The sequence below is a fragment of the Chitinophaga sp. genome (assembly GCF_035761305.1).
Classification (GTDB): Bacteria; Bacteroidota; Bacteroidia; order Chitinophagales; family Chitinophagaceae; genus Chitinophaga.
This window is the reverse complement of the sequence record NZ_DASTRI010000288.1, coordinates 1-15095: the sequence shown is the minus strand read 5'-3', so window position 1 is coordinate 15095 and position 15095 is coordinate 1. Positions and strand designations below refer to the sequence as shown.

Genomic DNA, 15095 nt, shown 5'->3' with positions numbered 1-15095 from the left:
GGTGACCGTTCCGGTATAAATGCTGTCAAACCGGGTTTGCCGGGTATCGGTAAAGTTTTCAAAGTTGATGAACAATGAAAAGCGGCTCCACAGCTTTTCTGCCATAAACCCGCAGGTCCAGTAGGCCTTTCCGGTGGCGCCGTCATTCAGCGCCTGTTTACTGTAGTAATAGGCTTCCAGGCCTATCTTCCATTTATCTTCCACTTCGTACATCAGCACATTGTTAAGGCGGTGACGCGCCGTAAGCGGGTTGGCCTCTTCACGCCACCCTCATGCAAAACTGCGTCAGTAAAGGTATAGCCCACAAACAGTTTGAAATCTCCATATCCCAGCTTAATGTTGGTTTCCCAGCCTTTGGTATCTATATAGCCGTTTGCGTTCACCAACGAGTACAGGTTACCCGTACTGGTTTGCAACAGCAGCGGATGATTGATACGGGTGTAGAAGAACAGCTGGTTAATACTGAAACTAAGCTTGCCGGCAACCAGGGTGCGGTAATTAAAATCAAGATTTGCGCCGTAAGATCGTTCCAGCTTATTATTGTCGGCATTAACCGGCAGAACGGAGCGGAACTGCAGGCGTTCGGTTTCTTCCGTAAAGATGGTAGGTGTTTTATAGCCTAAGCCGCCGCCCAGCCGGGACGTAAGTTTTTCAGAGATCTTAAACAGGGCGGAAATGCGCGGGAGGAACGCAAACCCATAATCCCAAACATAATCGCCGCGAAGCCCTGTTTCAAGGTGCAGCCAGTCATTGGCTTTCCAGGTGTTTTGTACAAAGGCGCCGGCTGTTTGCTGGGAATAGTTTCTTTTCACGAAGTTATCCTTTGGGTACTCATGAAACTGATCTGTATAAAAGTTTACACCCGCTACCCAATCCAGCTGTTCGCTGCCGGTATGATAATTCACTTCAGAATAAGTAGACCATTGCCTGCCGTCAAACACATAACCGGGTATGGTGATTGCCCGGTTGAAATAATTCACGGAATTTTTAACCGACAAACCGCTTTCCTTCCCCAACTGGTGATCCAGGGAGAATTGCGTTGAAAAGCGGCTGCTTTTATTTTTTTCAAAATAGCTGTGAACGCTGTCGCCGTGACCTTTGATGTAGGCAATGTCGCCACCGGTACGGTCTTCAAAAGTAGCATTGGCGCCGATCATCATTTTTGTTTGCGGGCTGAAGTACACGAACAGCTTCGGATTAAACACATAACGTTCCGTTTTGGGGATGGCTGTAAAACCTGTTTCGGAAGGGTCATAAGGTTTGCTGGTGTTCCGGGATGCAAAAACAGTGAGGCCCACCTTCTCAAACTTCTGCCCGTAGAAGCCATTCAGGTCAAGCCCTCCGGCTGAAGTGCCGTTTAGCAGGAAACGCAGCTCCCTTTCGTCTGTAGGTTCCTTTGAGACCAGGTTAACCAGGCCGGCAATAGCGCCGCCGCCGTATAGGGTAGAGGATGCGCCCTTGATCACCTCTACCTGCTTGAGGTCCAGCGGCGGGGTTTGCAACAGGCCAAGCCCTCCTGAGAAGCCGGCATACAGGGGAAAGCCGTCTTTCAGTATTTGGGTATAGCGCCCGTCCAGCCCCTGGATGCGGATGCTGGAATTGGCCGAAGTTGCAGACACCTGCTGCGTTTGAATGCCGGTGCTTTCATTGAGCATCATCCTGATGTCGCCCGGCTTCATGTTGCCCTTTTCTTCCAGCTCCTCACCACCGATAAACTCAACCCTGGCCGGAATGTTCCGGATAGTGCGGGTGCTGCGCGTTGAGCTGATCACCACTTCCTCCACCTCTTCATCTTCCGGCTCCAGCAACACAATAAGGGTATCGTTGTCACGCGGGAATGTGAGCGTTTCCAGGTAGGTTGCAAACCCCACGAATGTGACCTGGATCTGTTGCTGCCCGCCAGGAATGCCGGTGACTGCGGCAAGGCCGTTTTCGTTGGCCAGGGCACTTTTATTCAAACCCGGCAGCAGAACAGTGGCGCCGGGCAAAGGCTGCTGGGTATCGCGGTTTTTCACGATGGCGGTAAGTGCATGCTGCCCCATGCAGCAGCTGGCTGCAAAAAGCAGCAGTATTGTAAATACAGACTTCATTGTGTAAATAAAAATTTAAGCAACGGAATACTTTGTACCAGGCAGGCGCCTGTACATTACTAAAAATTGAGTCGCTTAAACCTGCTTTGGCGGCTGCCAGATGGAAGGAAAGAAACCGTGCAGCTGCGGTTCAATGTACTCACCATGCAGTTTTGCTACCGGCGGTAAAACTACCGGCTTTACCATATAAGTTTCCGGTACAACAATGGCATGAACAGCGCATGCAAAAAACGGTGAGCAGGGTGACACGGGGTTATGTTCTTTACTGGCATTATGGTTATCCCGGGGAATAGCTTGCTCCATTAAGCCCTTGCAGCAATCATCATCGGCGCTGCAGGGAATGCCCGACAACAGCAGCACGTATAGTGAACATAAATAAACAAGCCATTTCATTGCGGCAAAGATATAAATTCCCGGTCAGTGTATTTAACAGGATAGCCGCTGATCTGAAAAATGGCAGTATGTGGCTTTTAGCCCTTATAAAAGTCGCATACGCACTGCAAATGGCAGGGGATTGTCGCCGGGGATTTGTATCATAGGGTAAGGATGGCGGTAGCTACCCGTTATTGGTTTTACTCAGTGCCGGTTGGTTCCCACAGTTCAACTTTGTTCCCTTCAACGTCAATAATGTGAACAAATTTGCCATATTCAAAGGTTTCAATGTTGTCTACAATGGTTACGCCTTCTTTTTTAAGCTGTTCAACAAGCTCCACTAAGTTCTCTACCCTGTAATTTATCATAAAGTCTTTTGTGGAAGGTTCAAAGTAGCTGGTTGTTTCGTTAAAAGGGCTCCATTGCGTTGATCCTTTCTTTGCGGCGCCTGCATCCTGGTACCATTCAAAAGTTGCTCCATATTCATTGGTGTTTAAGCCAAGGTGTTTTTGATACCACGCTTTCATTTTGTCAGCGTCTTTGCATTTGAAGAAGATGCCGCCAATACCTGTTACTTTTTTCATTTTTGCTGTTTTGGTTTTTGTGGTTATTGTCGCCGTTTTTTCATCGTTTCAGTAAATTAATACTTTTTTTACAGGACATTGGCGCTGATAATTGGCCCTTCACAGGGCATTTTTATCCTGCTTTTACACTTGATTAACTAATATTTTTAGTATAAATTTGCTAAAAGTATTGGTTGTATGTGAGAAAGGCCGGCCGGTATTGGGTGCTGCACGCAGAAAACAGCTGCTATAAGCCGGTAGTGATCACAGAAGAAATGGATTTCTGTATATTAGGCGTAGTAACCCATGTGATTTTAGCGTTGTGCCGGTAAGCATTACATCATAAAGCCCTTGTTGTTTACATCTACACCAAAAAGAATTGTTATGCTGAACTATGAGATCGTAAAAAGCCTTGTTATAAAGCATTTGCAGATACAGGAGCAGATTAACCTTTTAGCCTTTGCCGGGGTGCAGATAGACGTACTGGACCAACTGGACCTGTTTGATATAGCCCTGGACGTTATTGGCTTCCCTAAAGATACCCCCATCAACCCGGATGCAGACGAGCCGCTCAATCATGTACCCTTTAACCGCGACCGGTGGGACTTTACCCTTTATGACCTGCAGGAGCAGGATGTGGATGATTTTGTACGGCAGCTGTATAAAGAGTATGACGAGCTGATACTGGAGCAGCCGCATTTGTTTGTGAGGAAGTAGTGAATACCAATTTTAAAGCGCAGGCACAGCAGGCAGAAACTGCACAGCTTCTTTTTCCTTTTGAAACGAAATAAAACGTAGTAAGCTCCAAAATCCTACCGGATTATTTGGCCGGCACAGAAATTAATAATTATCTTTGTAACTAAGATAATTAGTTAATAAGATATAAAATGGATAACGACGTAATCAGGCCGGTAAGAAAGCTGAGCCAGGTATATGCGTATACCTCTATCCAGATGCACGAAGCCGTTGCCCGGAAGGCGGGGCTTTCAGGTACGGATCATAAATACCTGGGCTTTTTAATGGAAAAAGGGCAAATGACAGCGGGCGAGCTTTCAAACTTAACAGGTTTAACAACCGGCGCCGTTACCGGTTTAATAGACCGGTTTGAAAAGAAAAAGCTGGTAAAAAGACGGTTTGCTGAAGACGACAGGCGCAAGGTGATCATTGAGCCGGTCACTAAAAACATAATGGCGCTTTTAAAACCGCTTTATAAAGAATTCCGGGCCAGGTCGGAAGCGCTTATGGCCTCCTTTTCAAACAGGGAGCTGAAAGTTATTGAAACCTACTTTTTAAAGGCAATTGAAATAATGAATGACACAACCAATAAGCTCAATAATAAATAATAAGCAAATGAGTAATATCGCCGCCTGTATACTTGAACTTCCGGAAATTGATAAAACAAAACTTGCCATTGCCGGAGGCAAAGGCGCCAACCTGGGAGAGCTATCGGGGATCGAAGGAGTACAGGTGCCCGGGGCATTTTGCATTACTACGGAAGCGTATAAAGAAATTATTGGCAATAGCAAAGCGGTTAACGCGCTGCTGGGCCAGTTGGCCGTCCTGGAAGCAAGCAACCGGAAAGCTATCAGCGAAACAGCTGCAAATATCCGCGCGGCCATCGAAAGCATTCCCATTCCCGGAGATATGGCGGCAGCCGTTGTACGCCATCTTGCAAATTTTGCTGAAAAGGAAGCCTTTGCCGTGCGGTCAAGCGCTACGGCGGAAGACTTGCCCACAGCCTCCTTTGCGGGTCAGCAGGACACCTATTTGAACATCATCGGGAAGGAGGAGATACTGAAGCACATCAGCAAATGCTGGGCGTCGCTGTTTACTGAAAGGGCAGTAACTTATCGTCTTCAAAACGGTTTCGACCACCGTAAAGTACACCTGGCAGTGGTTGTGCAGAAAATGATCTTCCCGCAGGCAGCGGGAATTTTGTTTACGGCCGATCCTGTTACCGGTAACAGGAAAGTGTTGTCCATTGATGCCAGCTTTGGATTGGGTGAGGCCCTGGTTTCGGGCCTGGTGAATGCTGATAACTATAAAGTACGCAACGGAAAGGTGATTGATAAAAAGATCTCCGCCAAACAGCTGGCCGTTTATGCTTTGAAAGATGGCGGTACCAAACAGCAGGAGATGGAGCCTGGCCTGCAGAACCGGCCAACATTAACGGACGGGCAGATTTTGCGGCTTGCGCAGCTGGGCCGCAAGATCGAAGCACATTTCGGTCAGCCGCAGGACATTGAATGGTGCCTGGCAGATGATACATTTTATATTGTCCAGAGCCGGCCGATTACTACTTTATTCCCTATCCCTGAAGCAAATGACCGGGAAAATCATGTTTATGTATCTGTGGGGCATCAGCAAATGATGACAGACCCCATCAAACCATTGGGATTGTCTTTCTTCCGGCTTACAGCACCCCGGCCCATGTTCCATGCCGGCGGAAGGTTGTTTGTGGATGTTGCACCCGACCTGGCTTCACCCGCCGGAAGAGCAGTGATGGTAAATGTACTGGGTAAGTCCGATCCGCTCATAAGAGATGCTTTTATGACCATCCTGGAACGGGAAGATTTTATAAAATCGTTGCCTGATGAGGATAAAGGGCCCGATAGTAAAAGTAATAACAGTGCCGCGCACCCGGACTTTCAGACGTTAGCTGACTACGATCCTTCCATTGTTACTGAATTGATTAAGCGCAGCGAAACGTACATAGCAACACTAAAACAAAACATACAAACGAAATCAGGAGCAGATCTGGTAGATTTTATCCTGGAAGATATTCAGCGGTCAAGGCAGGTCCTGTCTACCCCGCAAAGCTTTGGTGTGATTATGACTGCTATGAATGCTGCATCATGGATCAATGAAAGAATTGAGGAGTGGTTAGGTGAAAAGAATGTGGCAGATAAGCTTTCGCAATCAGTGCCCAATAATATTACTTCAGAAATGGGACTGGCGCTATTGGATGTGGCAGACGTGATCCGCCCTTATCCCAAAGTAATCGCGTATTTGCAACAGGTGAAAGACGACGACTTTTTAAACGGACTGATTAAATTAAAAGGGGGAATGGAAGCCTTAGACGCCATTCACGCTTATATTGATAAATATGGAATGCGGTGCGCGGGGGAAATTGATATTACAAGAACCCGCTGGAGTGAAAGGCCTGCTATGCTTGCTCCCATGATCCTTAATAATATTAGAAACGCCGCACCTAATGCCAGCAGGCAGCGGTTTGAGCAAGGACTGCAGGAAGCTTTAAAGAAAGAGCAGGAGTTATTGGACCGATTGAAGCAATTGCCGGACGGGGAGCAGAAAGCTAAGGAAACCAAACGGATGATTGACCTGGTCCGGAACCTGGCCGGTTACCGTGAATATCCTAAATACAGTATTGTGAGCCGCTATTTTGTTTATAAACAGGCTTTGCTGAAAGAAGCGGAGCAACTGGTGCGGGCCAATGCTATTCATGAAAAGGAGGATATATATTATCTCACTTTTGAAGAGCTTCGTGAAGTTATAAGCACCAATAAAGTGAATTACCAGGTTATCAGTAAACGGAAAGAAGAATATAAATTATATGAAAAGCTAACGCCGCCGCGTGTTATTACTTCCGACGGTGAAATTATAACAGGCAGGTATAAACGTGAAAGTCTTCCGGCCGGCGCTATAGTGGGCTTACCGGTTTCTTCCGGCGTTATAGAGGGGCGGGCACGTGTTATCCTGAACATGGAAGATGCGGACCTGGAAGATGGGGATATATTAGTGACGGCCTTTACTGATCCTAGCTGGACGCCCTTGTTTGTGTCTATAAAAGGCCTGGTTACCGAAGTTGGCGGGCTAATGACCCACGGCGCAGTTATTGCACGCGAGTATGGCTTGCCGGCGGTTGTTGGCGTGGAAAACGCCACGAAGCTGATAAAAGACGGGCAACGCATTCGTGTGCATGGAATGGAGGGATATGTGGAGGTGTTGTAACAGGGGAGATGTTGCCTTCCAACGCTTTCAAATATTAACTATACCCCCTCTTAATCAAATACTTCGCACCTGCTTCAAAAGCATCGGCAGACGGCACAAAAAAGCCAAACGCATCGGCTAAACGATTGGTGACATTAAAAGCAAAGCAAACCGCCAGCGCATCTTCCACCTGCTGCGGGGTAACGCCGGCGGCCATCACGGTACGTATATCGTCTGCATTAACCGTATGCTCGCGGGTTAGCTTGCCCAGCATGGCCAGGGTGGCGCGCAACGGCGCTTCTACCGGCGCTGTTTCCAAATTGGCAAGTACCTGGTTTACTTTCGCACGGTTGCCGTAGGCTATTGTTGAAGTAGCGCTGTGCGCCTTCACGCAGAAAGTACAGGCATTGATGTTTGATACAAAGGCCGCCATTAGCTCGCGGTCGGCAACCGACCAGGACGACGGGCCGCGCATTGCCTTTTGCGTAAACTTTTTTGCCGGCGTTCCGTAAAAATCAGGACGGTAAAATACCAGTCTTGCTGCGTCGGGCAGGGGGTAGCCCGAAACTGCTTTTATAATTGAGAAAAGAACCTTTGTGCCGAACTTATAACCGTTATTAAGAATGTTAAGACGCATGCTCACCTCCTTGCTTTACGGCTGCTGCCAGCGCCGCTAATCCATTTTCATACTGCCGCGACGCCTGGCCCACAGCCGCGCACACGATCAATTCAAATAGCTGGTCTTCGTTTACGCCGGTCTGCTTTACTGCTTCAATGTCGCTGTCAGTTACTTTGTAAGCCTCATAAGCAACCTTATTCAGTAAAGTGTGTAAAGGTTGCGGTAAATCTGCATTACTGAATGCAGCCTGCCGTTCCTGCTGTGAGCTGTGGCCGGCTCCATGAAGAATACGGTTAATGAGGCTGTGATATAGCTGGCTGTAGCCGGCATCGGTTTCTTTCCTTTTCATAGATGTTCGTTTCTGATTAGCATAAGGTCTTGTATACAAAGATCAAATAAACCGGGGTCCGAAAATTGTAAAAATCGGAAGTGCTATTCCCTGTAAAATATCCTGCCAAACTCGTTTTCAGATTTTACGTACTTAAGCGGCGACAATCCCGTAAACCGTTTAAACTCTTTTATAAAATGCGCCTGGTCATAAAAGTAATCATACAGGTTATCCTTAAAACGATAGCCGGCGTTTCTTGCCCACGGCTCGTAAAATTGCTGGAACCGGATAATGGAAGCATAGCTCTTGGGGCTAACACCTACCTTATCCATAAACTTATCATAAAGCCACCTGCTGCTGTAGCCGGTTTTCTCTTCCAATGCGCGCATAGTGATAAGTCCGTTGGTGTTTTTTACAAGCCTGATGCAATAATCAATAACAGGATCGGCGGCTGATCGGCGCAGCCGCTTAACCAGGTATTGCTGGATAATGCGCAGCTTCTTTTCAACAGGTTCCTGGTTGGCAATCATCTCCTGTACTTCCCGTGCCGTGCGGTCCCAAACATCTTCCAAAAGAAATATCCTGTTTTTCAGTTCCGACTGGCGGAGCTGGAAGAGGCGGTAAGCGCCTGCGGGAGAAAATTCTATTCCAATTGTCCCGGAAGGAGCGTCCTCTTCCACATCTATAATAGCCGGAATATCCCCGATGCCGATCAGCGTAAGGCGGGATTCTTTCGACAGGTGAAACATCTCACTGTTTCTACCCGAAACCCCGTTCCGGAACGGAATGGTTAGCTTCACCATCCCGTTGGGCACAACCAGCCGCATGTCTTCGGCGGGAACGCGTCCGCTGCTTTCAAAAACCCACATTTTGCTCACGTAGCCTTTAAGTTGCGGATGCGGCTCAATATGGGTAAGTTTCATTTTCATGCCGGTAGCAAAATTGATTAGAAGTACAGGTGTGTTTCGCGCTATGCTAACGCTCCCTAAAGTAATATAATCATAAAATCGGACAAACTTTTCCGGCATAATAGCTGTAGCATATTGAATGAACCTATAACAGATGGATAAAAAGGATAAACATTTCCAGGTTGCCATTTTGCTTTACCCGGGCGTAACTGCACTGGATGCAGTTGGGCCGCTGGAGGTATTTTCGCGTATGCCCGGTACAGAAATACGGATGGTGGGAAAGGAAGTGAAGCCGGTGATCACGGAAGGAGGAGGGCTTTATTTGGGTGTTACCCATACCCTCGCTGAAACGCCATCGCCCGACCTGTTGCTGGTGCCGGGAGGCACAACAACGCCGGGACAAATGGTAGACGATGACGTGCTTGACTGGATCCGCAGGGTGCACAAAACAACTACCTGGACCACATCTGTCTGCACCGGCGCCCTGATACTGGGAGCCGCCGGCATACTGAAGGGTAAACCGGCCGTAACGCACTGGTATAAGATGGGCGTGCTGAGAATTATGGGCGCTCAGCCGCGGCCGGCGGAGCGTATTGTACAGTCAGGGAAAATTATTACCAGCGCAGGCGTATCTGCAGGCATTGACATGGCCTTGTGGCTGGCGGAAAAGATGGCAGGCCGCAAACAGGCCGAAGCCATTCAGCTGACCATCGAATACGATCCGCATCCGCCGTTTGATGCCGGCCATATGAGTAAGGCATCTAAAGATGTTCAAAAGCTTGCTAAAAAAATCATGGATGAAAGAATGCCTGCCAGCCAGCACCGCCTGGCGCCGAGGATTGCCTGGCGACGCTTTGTTGATTTGTTGAGGACGGGGAGGTAGTCAACATTAGCTGGTCCAATATGTTATTGGCGTGCCTGCGTTAAACGTGATTTGTCCTGCTATTAGCTGCCGCAACAAATCAAATCCGCGTATATAATTACTTTTTGGTAGCTCACCTCCGTAATAAGCACCTTCTTCCACCTGTCTGTCAACTTCTTTTTCATCCCAATCAAACTCCTTCTCTGCAATCAAATACTGCCTGATAACTCTCCGCAGCGAGTTTAGATGTGTGCTGGTTAAGTAATTTTCTTCGGAAGATATTTTGGTATTAATGATGTCGATAAGAGTAATAAGCATTTCTGCGCGGCTTTGATCTACTAATGTTTCATCCAAACACATTGACATTCCACCATAAACCAATGGCAAAGATTGTAAGGCAATGTCTTTCTTATAGCTGTTAAGCCATTCTATATTGTTACCATAGTGGTTATTTATTTCCTCAAACAGAAGAAGCTGAAAAGCTTCAACAAATCCGTCTTTTGCCCAAAAACCATTGTTGCGGAAATTTATGAAGCTACTTGCCATTTTTCAAAGAATTTGCTTTTAGCAAAATGGTTGAGAGATTGCTACCACATTAGCAGTATAACACTTAAAGATACATAACTGGGAATAGTTTTTTAATTTTAGTGCATATGATACGGTCCATTTATATTATCCTTATAAACTTTATCTTATTTCCCGCTTTTACTTTTGCCCAGGCAGACAATGTTGAAGCGTGTATCGGAAAAATAATGCAGCAATCAGATATGGCAGGTCTTGCCGTGGCGGTAGTTAAAGGCAACAGGATCATTTATACCCATTCCTATGGGTATAAGAACCTTGAAACAAAAACCAGGCTTACCGATGATTGTCTTTTCCGGATTGCTTCCATCTCCAAATCGTTTACCGCCACGTCGCTTATGCAGCTGGTTGAAGCAAAGAAGATTTCCTTAAATGACGATGTGAGCGGCCTGATTGGTTTCAGGGTTAGAAATCCCCGGTTTCCAGATAAGGTGATCACGCTCCGCATGATATTATCCCATACCTCCGGTATTAACGACAGCCAGGGTTATTTTAGCCTGGATGCAATTAACCCTGATAAAAATCCCGGCTGGGCCAAATGTTATAATGACTATGCCCCGGGAGCCGGCTATATGTATTGCAACCTGAATTTTAATATGGCAGGCACCATCCTGGAACGGGTATCAGGAGAACGGTTTGACCAGTATGTGAAGCATCATATACTTGATCCGTTAGGATTATACGGCGGCTATTGTGTGGATTCGCTGGACCAGTCGCGGTTTGCCACGCTGTACGAATATAATACCGATTCTGCCAGGTTGATTCCCGCATATCGCGCCTATGACCCACACAGCGAAGAAATTGCACACTATACTATGGGATATAGCGCGCCTGTTTTTTCTCCTACCGGGGGCATGAAAATCGCTGCTGCTGATCTGGCCAGGTATATGATTATGCATATGAACCTCGGTAAATACGGAAAAAAAAGGATATTATCGAAAAAAAGCGCCCGGCTTATGCAATCCAAAATTGCTAAGCAGGCCGGCTATGGCCTTGCCATTATGACCAGGGATTCACTAATCGACGGTAAGGTGTTGAAAGGACATACTGGTTCAGCTTATGGTTTAAACAGCGCTATGTTCTTTGAGCCCAGGGAGAAATTTGGCATTGTTGCTATCACCAATGGCTACCACTCCAATACCCCGGGAGGATTAAAAACAATCGTTAATTGCCTTTATGATCATTTAATCCGGAAAGAAAAGTAAAGCAGCAGAAGAATAACTGTTACGCCATAAATCATCCGTATAACCATGCTACATAAGGCGCGTGTTTGAAACAACATCAGATCCTTTCCATTATTTGCATACAGGCCCGCCCGTTATGGTACGGGCATTTCCACAACCCCACTTTATCTTCCTGCAAAGGATGCCCATTGGCATCTACGCCCCAGTGCCATTCGCCGTTTTGCTTGTCCAGGATGAACTGCTGTATAAACGCCCAGTTCCGCGTTGCCAGCTGCAGGTATTGCGCATCCTGCGTGATCTGCCAGGCATTGATAAAACCTACAACCGCTTCGGCCTGCGGCCACCAGTGCTTTTCTTTTACCAGGTGTTGCTGCTGCGGCTCGTATTCATACCACAGGCCGCCGTCGCTGTCAATCCCTTCCTGCGCGGCTGCTGTCAGCTGCAGCGCCAGGTTTTTGAATTTGTTTATCAGCCCTTCGTTACGGGTAACAGTGGCCGCTTCCAGTAGCAGCCAGGCGGCTTCTATATCGTGGCCATAGGAAACCGTATCTCCCTTTACCTGCCAGTCGTCTGAAAAAAAGAGCAGCAGGTGATGGGTTTCCCCGCTGATAATCTTATCGCTGAATATATCCAGCAGCTCCTGTATATCTTCCAGCAGCTGCGCCTGGGGCCATATCTCATACAAGGTGGTCCACGCCTCCAGCACATGGAGATGCGTGTTCATGGACTTTTTTTCATTGGCGTCTTTCTGGCTCAGGCGCTGGTCTGCAATGGGCTGCCAGTCGGCAGTAAAGGCCTCAAAGTAACCGCCCAGCGAGTGGTCCCGGGCATGGGTGCGAATGTCGTGGTACAGTGAAACGGCCATTTCCCGGGCAGCAGCATCGCCTGTAGCCTTGTAGTATTCACTGCACGCATACACGCCAAATGCAATGGCATACACCTGCTTTTTGGTGTCCACTGCACGGCCGGTGTAATCGACGGTCCAGTACAGGCCCCCGTGCTGTTGATCGATAAAGTGGTCCCGGATGTACTCCCAGGCCCTGGCGGCCAGGCTGCGGTATTGGGGAGCGCCCAGCAGCCGGCAGGCTGCGGAGAATGTCCAGAGAATGCGGGTGTTCAGCACAGCGCCTTTCAGGGCAAAGGGATCGCGGGTATTGCTGCCGGTGATCCGGCCGGTAAAGCCGCCGTTGGTTTCATCAATGGTATTATTGGCCCAGAATGCCAGGATGTTGTTAAGCTCCTGCTGCATGCTGCGTTTCAGGTACTGCGCCTGCAAGCCTGCTGTTTCTTCTGTCATCGAGTTCACGGGAAATTTCATTCATTTTGGTTTCTGATAATGGGTACAGGGAGATGAATACTACGCTCAGCAGCGCTCCTGCGGCGGGAATGAAGCTGAGCATACTCACAATGCCTGTTTGCGTGGCGCTGTCGGGGGTAGTATTGGCCTGGAAGCTGAAGGCGCCCAGCAGCCAGCCGGTAAGCGCGCCGCCAATGGTCCAGCCGAACTTCTGCGACATGGAGGAGGAAGAGAATATAAGGCCGGTGGCCCTGCGCCCTGTTTTCCATTCGGAATAATCCGCAATATCGGCGTACATGCTCCACAGCAGGGGAAATATCATGCCTGCACAAATGCTGATGACTGTTTGCAGCAGGAAGATGATCCCCAACTGCGCTTTCCCGGGGAAAAAGAAGCATATGCTCAGCAGGGTGGCTGCTGCCATGGCCAGGAGGTAAGTGCGCTTTTTCCCCAGCCGGTTGGCGATGGGCGACGCCAGTATCACCCCTGCTATATTGGCGGTTTGCCCGGTTAGCAGGTACAGCGTGGAATAAGTGAAAGGAATGCCCCGGATTGTAAAAGCATTATTCCGGTTAATGTAATACTTGAAGTAATAAACAGTAGCGCCGTCCCTGATGGAATTGAATACCAGCGCGGCAATGCCGGCGCCCAGTAATATCCACCAGGGCCGGTTCACCAGCAGGTCGCGGAAATCGCTTTTAAGGCTGGACGGTGTTTCCTGTATGGGCTGCACTCTTTCCCGCACCCATGCAAAGCACAGCAGGAACAGGGCCAGGCAGATAACAGCGATCACGGTTACCGCAAGCGTCCAGCTAAGTGCGGGGCCGCGGGGTGAAAAGTACTGCACCAGCGGTTCCAGCAATCCCAGCGCCATAACGCTGCCTGCAAAGGCAAACGACATGCGGAAGGAGGCCAGCACATTACGGTCCCTGCCATTGTTGCTGATCACTCCCAGCAGGGATGCATAAGGCACATTTATGAGGGAATACACCATCATCATCAGGGAATAGGTAATGTAGGCGTATACCAGTTTGCCCGTTGGCGTTAGTGCCGGCGCATGAAAGGTTAAAATACCTGCCACGGCAAAGGGCACGGCCATTACCAGCAGGTAGGGCCTGAATTTTCCCCAGCGCGTACGGGTTCTGTCGGTAATAACGCCTACCACGGGATCAAACAGCGTGTCCCAGATGCGGGTGACCAGGAACATGGTGCCAACAGCGGCGGCCTGCAGGCCCATTACATCGGTATAAAAGAACAGCAGGTACATGCCAAACAGCTTCCAGAACATGGAGGAGGCCATATCCCCGAAGCCATAGCCTATTTTTTCTTTCAGGCTGACAGGTGCAGACATAAGGATCGTTTTAAGACAGCTGCAGCGATTTATTGCTGCGGATAAGGTGATACAGCGTTTGTACAGAGGCCGCGCTGCGCAGTCCGTCCGGGGCGGTATGCATGCAATAGTCCGTGAGCTGCTCCACACTGCTTACGGCAACATGCAGCCGCGTATCGCTGCTGGCGTAATATATGAAAACCTTGCCGTTACCGTCTGCTATCCAGCCGTTGCAAAAGAGCACATTGGACACATCGCCTATACGCTCTTCTCCTTCCGGCGCCATAAAATAGCCTGCAGGCTTGTAAATAACCTGTGCAGGATTTTCCAGCGATGTCATAAACATATATAACGTGTAACGCAATCCCGCAGCGGTATTTCTCACCCCATGCGCCAGGTGCAGCCATCCGTGCGGCGTTTTGATGGGCGCCGGGCCCTGTCCGTTCTTGGCCTCTGCAATAGTGTGATACTGCTTGTTGTCAATCACGGTTTCGGTATCTATTACTGCCTGCTCCATGCTGCTGCAATACCCCACGCCTATGCCGCCACCTTTGCCGGCTTCAATGAAGCTGTCCTGCGGGCGGGTATACAGCATGTATTTGCCGTTGACAAACTCGGGGTGAAGCACCACGTTGCGTTGCTGGGGAGAAGCGGTAACCAGGTCGGGCAGCCGCTCCCATGTTTCCAGGTCCCGGGTGCGCACAATGCCGCACTGCGCCACAGCAGCCGACTGGTCGCCGGCAGGGGCGGAAGGATCGCGCCTTTCGGCACAGAACAGCCCATATATAAAACCGTCCTCATGCTGCACCACGCGCATGTCGTAGATGTTGGTGTCCGGGTTTCCGGTTTCAGGAATGGTAATGGGATAGTCGCGGAAGCGGAATCCGTCAATACCATTCTCACTTTCTGCAACGGCAAAGAAAGATTTTCTGTCCCAGCCTTCCACGCGTGCTATTACCGCATACTTCCCGTTCCATTTTATGGCGCCTGCATTGAATACGGCGTTGAT

Annotated in this window: 15 protein-coding genes and 1 pseudogene; 5 read left to right on the top strand and 11 right to left on the bottom strand. The window is 48.9% G+C overall.

Going from position 1 to position 15095, the window contains the following annotated elements:
* From VFS25_RS25010 to VFS25_RS24995, 4 genes and pseudogenes are all read right to left on the bottom strand, one after another.
* A pseudogene (locus VFS25_RS25010) lies at positions 1–213 on the bottom strand (TonB-dependent receptor); the annotation flags it as partial.
* Positions 213–2090, bottom strand: coding sequence for a TonB-dependent receptor (locus tag VFS25_RS25005; protein WP_326464921.1), 1878 nt, complete (start codon positions 2088–2090; stop codon positions 213–215). The gene VFS25_RS25005 and the pseudogene VFS25_RS25010, both read right to left, overlap by 1 nt.
* Before the next feature lie 75 nt (positions 2091–2165).
* Positions 2166–2483: a hypothetical protein gene (locus VFS25_RS25000; RefSeq protein WP_326464920.1), complete on the bottom strand. Its 318-nt coding sequence runs from the start codon at positions 2481–2483 to the stop codon at positions 2166–2168.
* Between the two features lie 179 nt (positions 2484–2662).
* Complete coding sequence (locus VFS25_RS24995) at positions 2663–3046, bottom strand: VOC family protein (RefSeq protein WP_326464919.1); 384 nt, start codon at positions 3044–3046, stop codon at positions 2663–2665.
* A 363-nt stretch (positions 3047–3409) separates the two neighbouring features.
* Here VFS25_RS24995 and VFS25_RS24990 point away from each other — a divergent pair, with 363 nt between their 5' ends.
* The 3 genes from VFS25_RS24990 to ppsA all read left to right on the top strand — a co-directional run bounded on the left by VFS25_RS24990 (position 3410) and on the right by ppsA (position 6997).
* Positions 3410–3742: a hypothetical protein gene (locus tag VFS25_RS24990; RefSeq protein WP_326464918.1), complete on the top strand. Its 333-nt coding sequence runs from the start codon at positions 3410–3412 to the stop codon at positions 3740–3742.
* A 170-nt stretch (positions 3743–3912) separates the two neighbouring features.
* The gene (locus tag VFS25_RS24985) at positions 3913–4368 is read left to right on the top strand and encodes a MarR family winged helix-turn-helix transcriptional regulator (protein ID WP_326464917.1); all 456 of its coding nucleotides are present in this window, start codon (positions 3913–3915) and stop codon (positions 4366–4368) included.
* 7 nt (positions 4369–4375) lie between these two features.
* Positions 4376–6997, top strand: a complete 2622-nt coding sequence (ppsA, locus tag VFS25_RS24980; protein WP_326464916.1) for a phosphoenolpyruvate synthase — start codon at positions 4376–4378, stop codon at positions 6995–6997.
* A 34-nt stretch (positions 6998–7031) separates the two neighbouring features.
* Here the strand turns inward: ppsA and VFS25_RS24975 are convergent, their stop codons facing one another.
* The 3 genes from VFS25_RS24975 to VFS25_RS24965 all read right to left on the bottom strand — a co-directional run bounded on the left by VFS25_RS24975 (position 7032) and on the right by VFS25_RS24965 (position 8852).
* A complete protein-coding gene (locus tag VFS25_RS24975) occupies positions 7032–7613 on the bottom strand; it encodes a hypothetical protein (protein WP_326464915.1) in 582 nt (193 codons plus the stop codon).
* Positions 7603–7944 carry a hypothetical protein gene (locus tag VFS25_RS24970; protein ID WP_326464914.1) on the bottom strand — a complete coding sequence of 114 codons (342 nt, stop codon included), beginning with the start codon at positions 7942–7944 and terminating at the stop codon, positions 7603–7605. The genes VFS25_RS24975 and VFS25_RS24970 overlap by 11 nt, the downstream gene beginning before the upstream one ends.
* 83 nt (positions 7945–8027) lie before the next feature.
* On the bottom strand, positions 8028–8852 hold the full coding sequence (locus tag VFS25_RS24965; RefSeq protein ID WP_326464913.1) for a helix-turn-helix domain-containing protein: 825 nt from the start codon (positions 8850–8852) through the stop codon (positions 8028–8030).
* Positions 8853–8985: 133 nt separating this feature from the next.
* Here VFS25_RS24965 and VFS25_RS24960 point away from each other — a divergent pair, with 133 nt between their 5' ends.
* Positions 8986–9714 carry a DJ-1/PfpI family protein gene (locus VFS25_RS24960; protein ID WP_326464912.1) on the top strand — a complete coding sequence of 243 codons (729 nt, stop codon included), beginning with the start codon at positions 8986–8988 and terminating at the stop codon, positions 9712–9714.
* 6 nt (positions 9715–9720) lie between these two features.
* Here VFS25_RS24960 and VFS25_RS24955 read toward each other — a convergent pair whose 3' ends face one another.
* Positions 9721–10239, bottom strand: coding sequence for a hypothetical protein (locus tag VFS25_RS24955; RefSeq protein ID WP_326464911.1), 519 nt, complete (start codon positions 10237–10239; stop codon positions 9721–9723).
* Between the two features lie 107 nt (positions 10240–10346).
* Here VFS25_RS24955 and VFS25_RS24950 point away from each other — a divergent pair, with 107 nt between their 5' ends.
* Positions 10347–11480 carry a serine hydrolase domain-containing protein gene (locus VFS25_RS24950; RefSeq protein WP_326464910.1) on the top strand — a complete coding sequence of 378 codons (1134 nt, stop codon included), beginning with the start codon at positions 10347–10349 and terminating at the stop codon, positions 11478–11480.
* Positions 11481–11556: 76 nt separating this feature from the next.
* Here the strand turns inward: VFS25_RS24950 and VFS25_RS24945 are convergent, their stop codons facing one another.
* The 3 genes from VFS25_RS24945 to VFS25_RS24935 all read right to left on the bottom strand — a co-directional run.
* On the bottom strand, positions 11557–12756 hold the full coding sequence (locus tag VFS25_RS24945; protein WP_326464922.1) for an AGE family epimerase/isomerase: 1200 nt from the start codon (positions 12754–12756) through the stop codon (positions 11557–11559).
* Complete coding sequence (locus VFS25_RS24940) at positions 12692–14107, bottom strand: MFS transporter (protein ID WP_326464909.1); 1416 nt, start codon at positions 14105–14107, stop codon at positions 12692–12694. The genes VFS25_RS24945 and VFS25_RS24940 overlap by 65 nt, the downstream gene beginning before the upstream one ends.
* Positions 14108–14117: 10 nt before the next feature.
* Positions 14118–15095: glycosidase (locus VFS25_RS24935; protein WP_326464908.1), on the bottom strand; the 978-nt coding region annotated here is incomplete at its 5' end.

Bases quoted from the DNA above. Each gene is read 5' to 3' on its own strand.
- VFS25_RS25005 (WP_326464921.1), bottom strand. From the start codon at position 2,090: ATGAAGTCTGTATTTACAATACTGCTGCTTTTTGCAGCCAGCTGCTGC.
- VFS25_RS25000 (WP_326464920.1), bottom strand. From the start codon at position 2,483: ATGAAATGGCTTGTTTATTTATGTTCACTATACGTGCTGCTGTTGTCG.
- VFS25_RS24995 (WP_326464919.1), bottom strand. From the start codon at position 3,046: ATGAAAAAAGTAACAGGTATTGGCGGCATCTTCTTCAAATGCAAAGAC.
- VFS25_RS24990 (WP_326464918.1), top strand. From the start codon at position 3,410: ATGCTGAACTATGAGATCGTAAAAAGCCTTGTTATAAAGCATTTGCAG.
- VFS25_RS24985 (WP_326464917.1), top strand. From the start codon at position 3,913: ATGGATAACGACGTAATCAGGCCGGTAAGAAAGCTGAGCCAGGTATAT.
- ppsA (WP_326464916.1), top strand. From the start codon at position 4,376: ATGAGTAATATCGCCGCCTGTATACTTGAACTTCCGGAAATTGATAAA.
- VFS25_RS24975 (WP_326464915.1), bottom strand. From the start codon at position 7,613: ATGCGTCTTAACATTCTTAATAACGGTTATAAGTTCGGCACAAAGGTT.
- VFS25_RS24970 (WP_326464914.1), bottom strand. From the start codon at position 7,944: ATGAAAAGGAAAGAAACCGATGCCGGCTACAGCCAGCTATATCACAGC.
- VFS25_RS24965 (WP_326464913.1), bottom strand. From the start codon at position 8,852: ATGAAAATGAAACTTACCCATATTGAGCCGCATCCGCAACTTAAAGGC.
- VFS25_RS24960 (WP_326464912.1), top strand. From the start codon at position 8,986: ATGGATAAAAAGGATAAACATTTCCAGGTTGCCATTTTGCTTTACCCG.
- VFS25_RS24955 (WP_326464911.1), bottom strand. From the start codon at position 10,239: ATGGCAAGTAGCTTCATAAATTTCCGCAACAATGGTTTTTGGGCAAAA.
- VFS25_RS24950 (WP_326464910.1), top strand. From the start codon at position 10,347: ATGATACGGTCCATTTATATTATCCTTATAAACTTTATCTTATTTCCC.
- VFS25_RS24945 (WP_326464922.1), bottom strand. From the start codon at position 12,756: ATGACAGAAGAAACAGCAGGCTTGCAGGCGCAGTACCTGAAACGCAGC.
- VFS25_RS24940 (WP_326464909.1), bottom strand. From the start codon at position 14,107: ATGTCTGCACCTGTCAGCCTGAAAGAAAAAATAGGCTATGGCTTCGGG.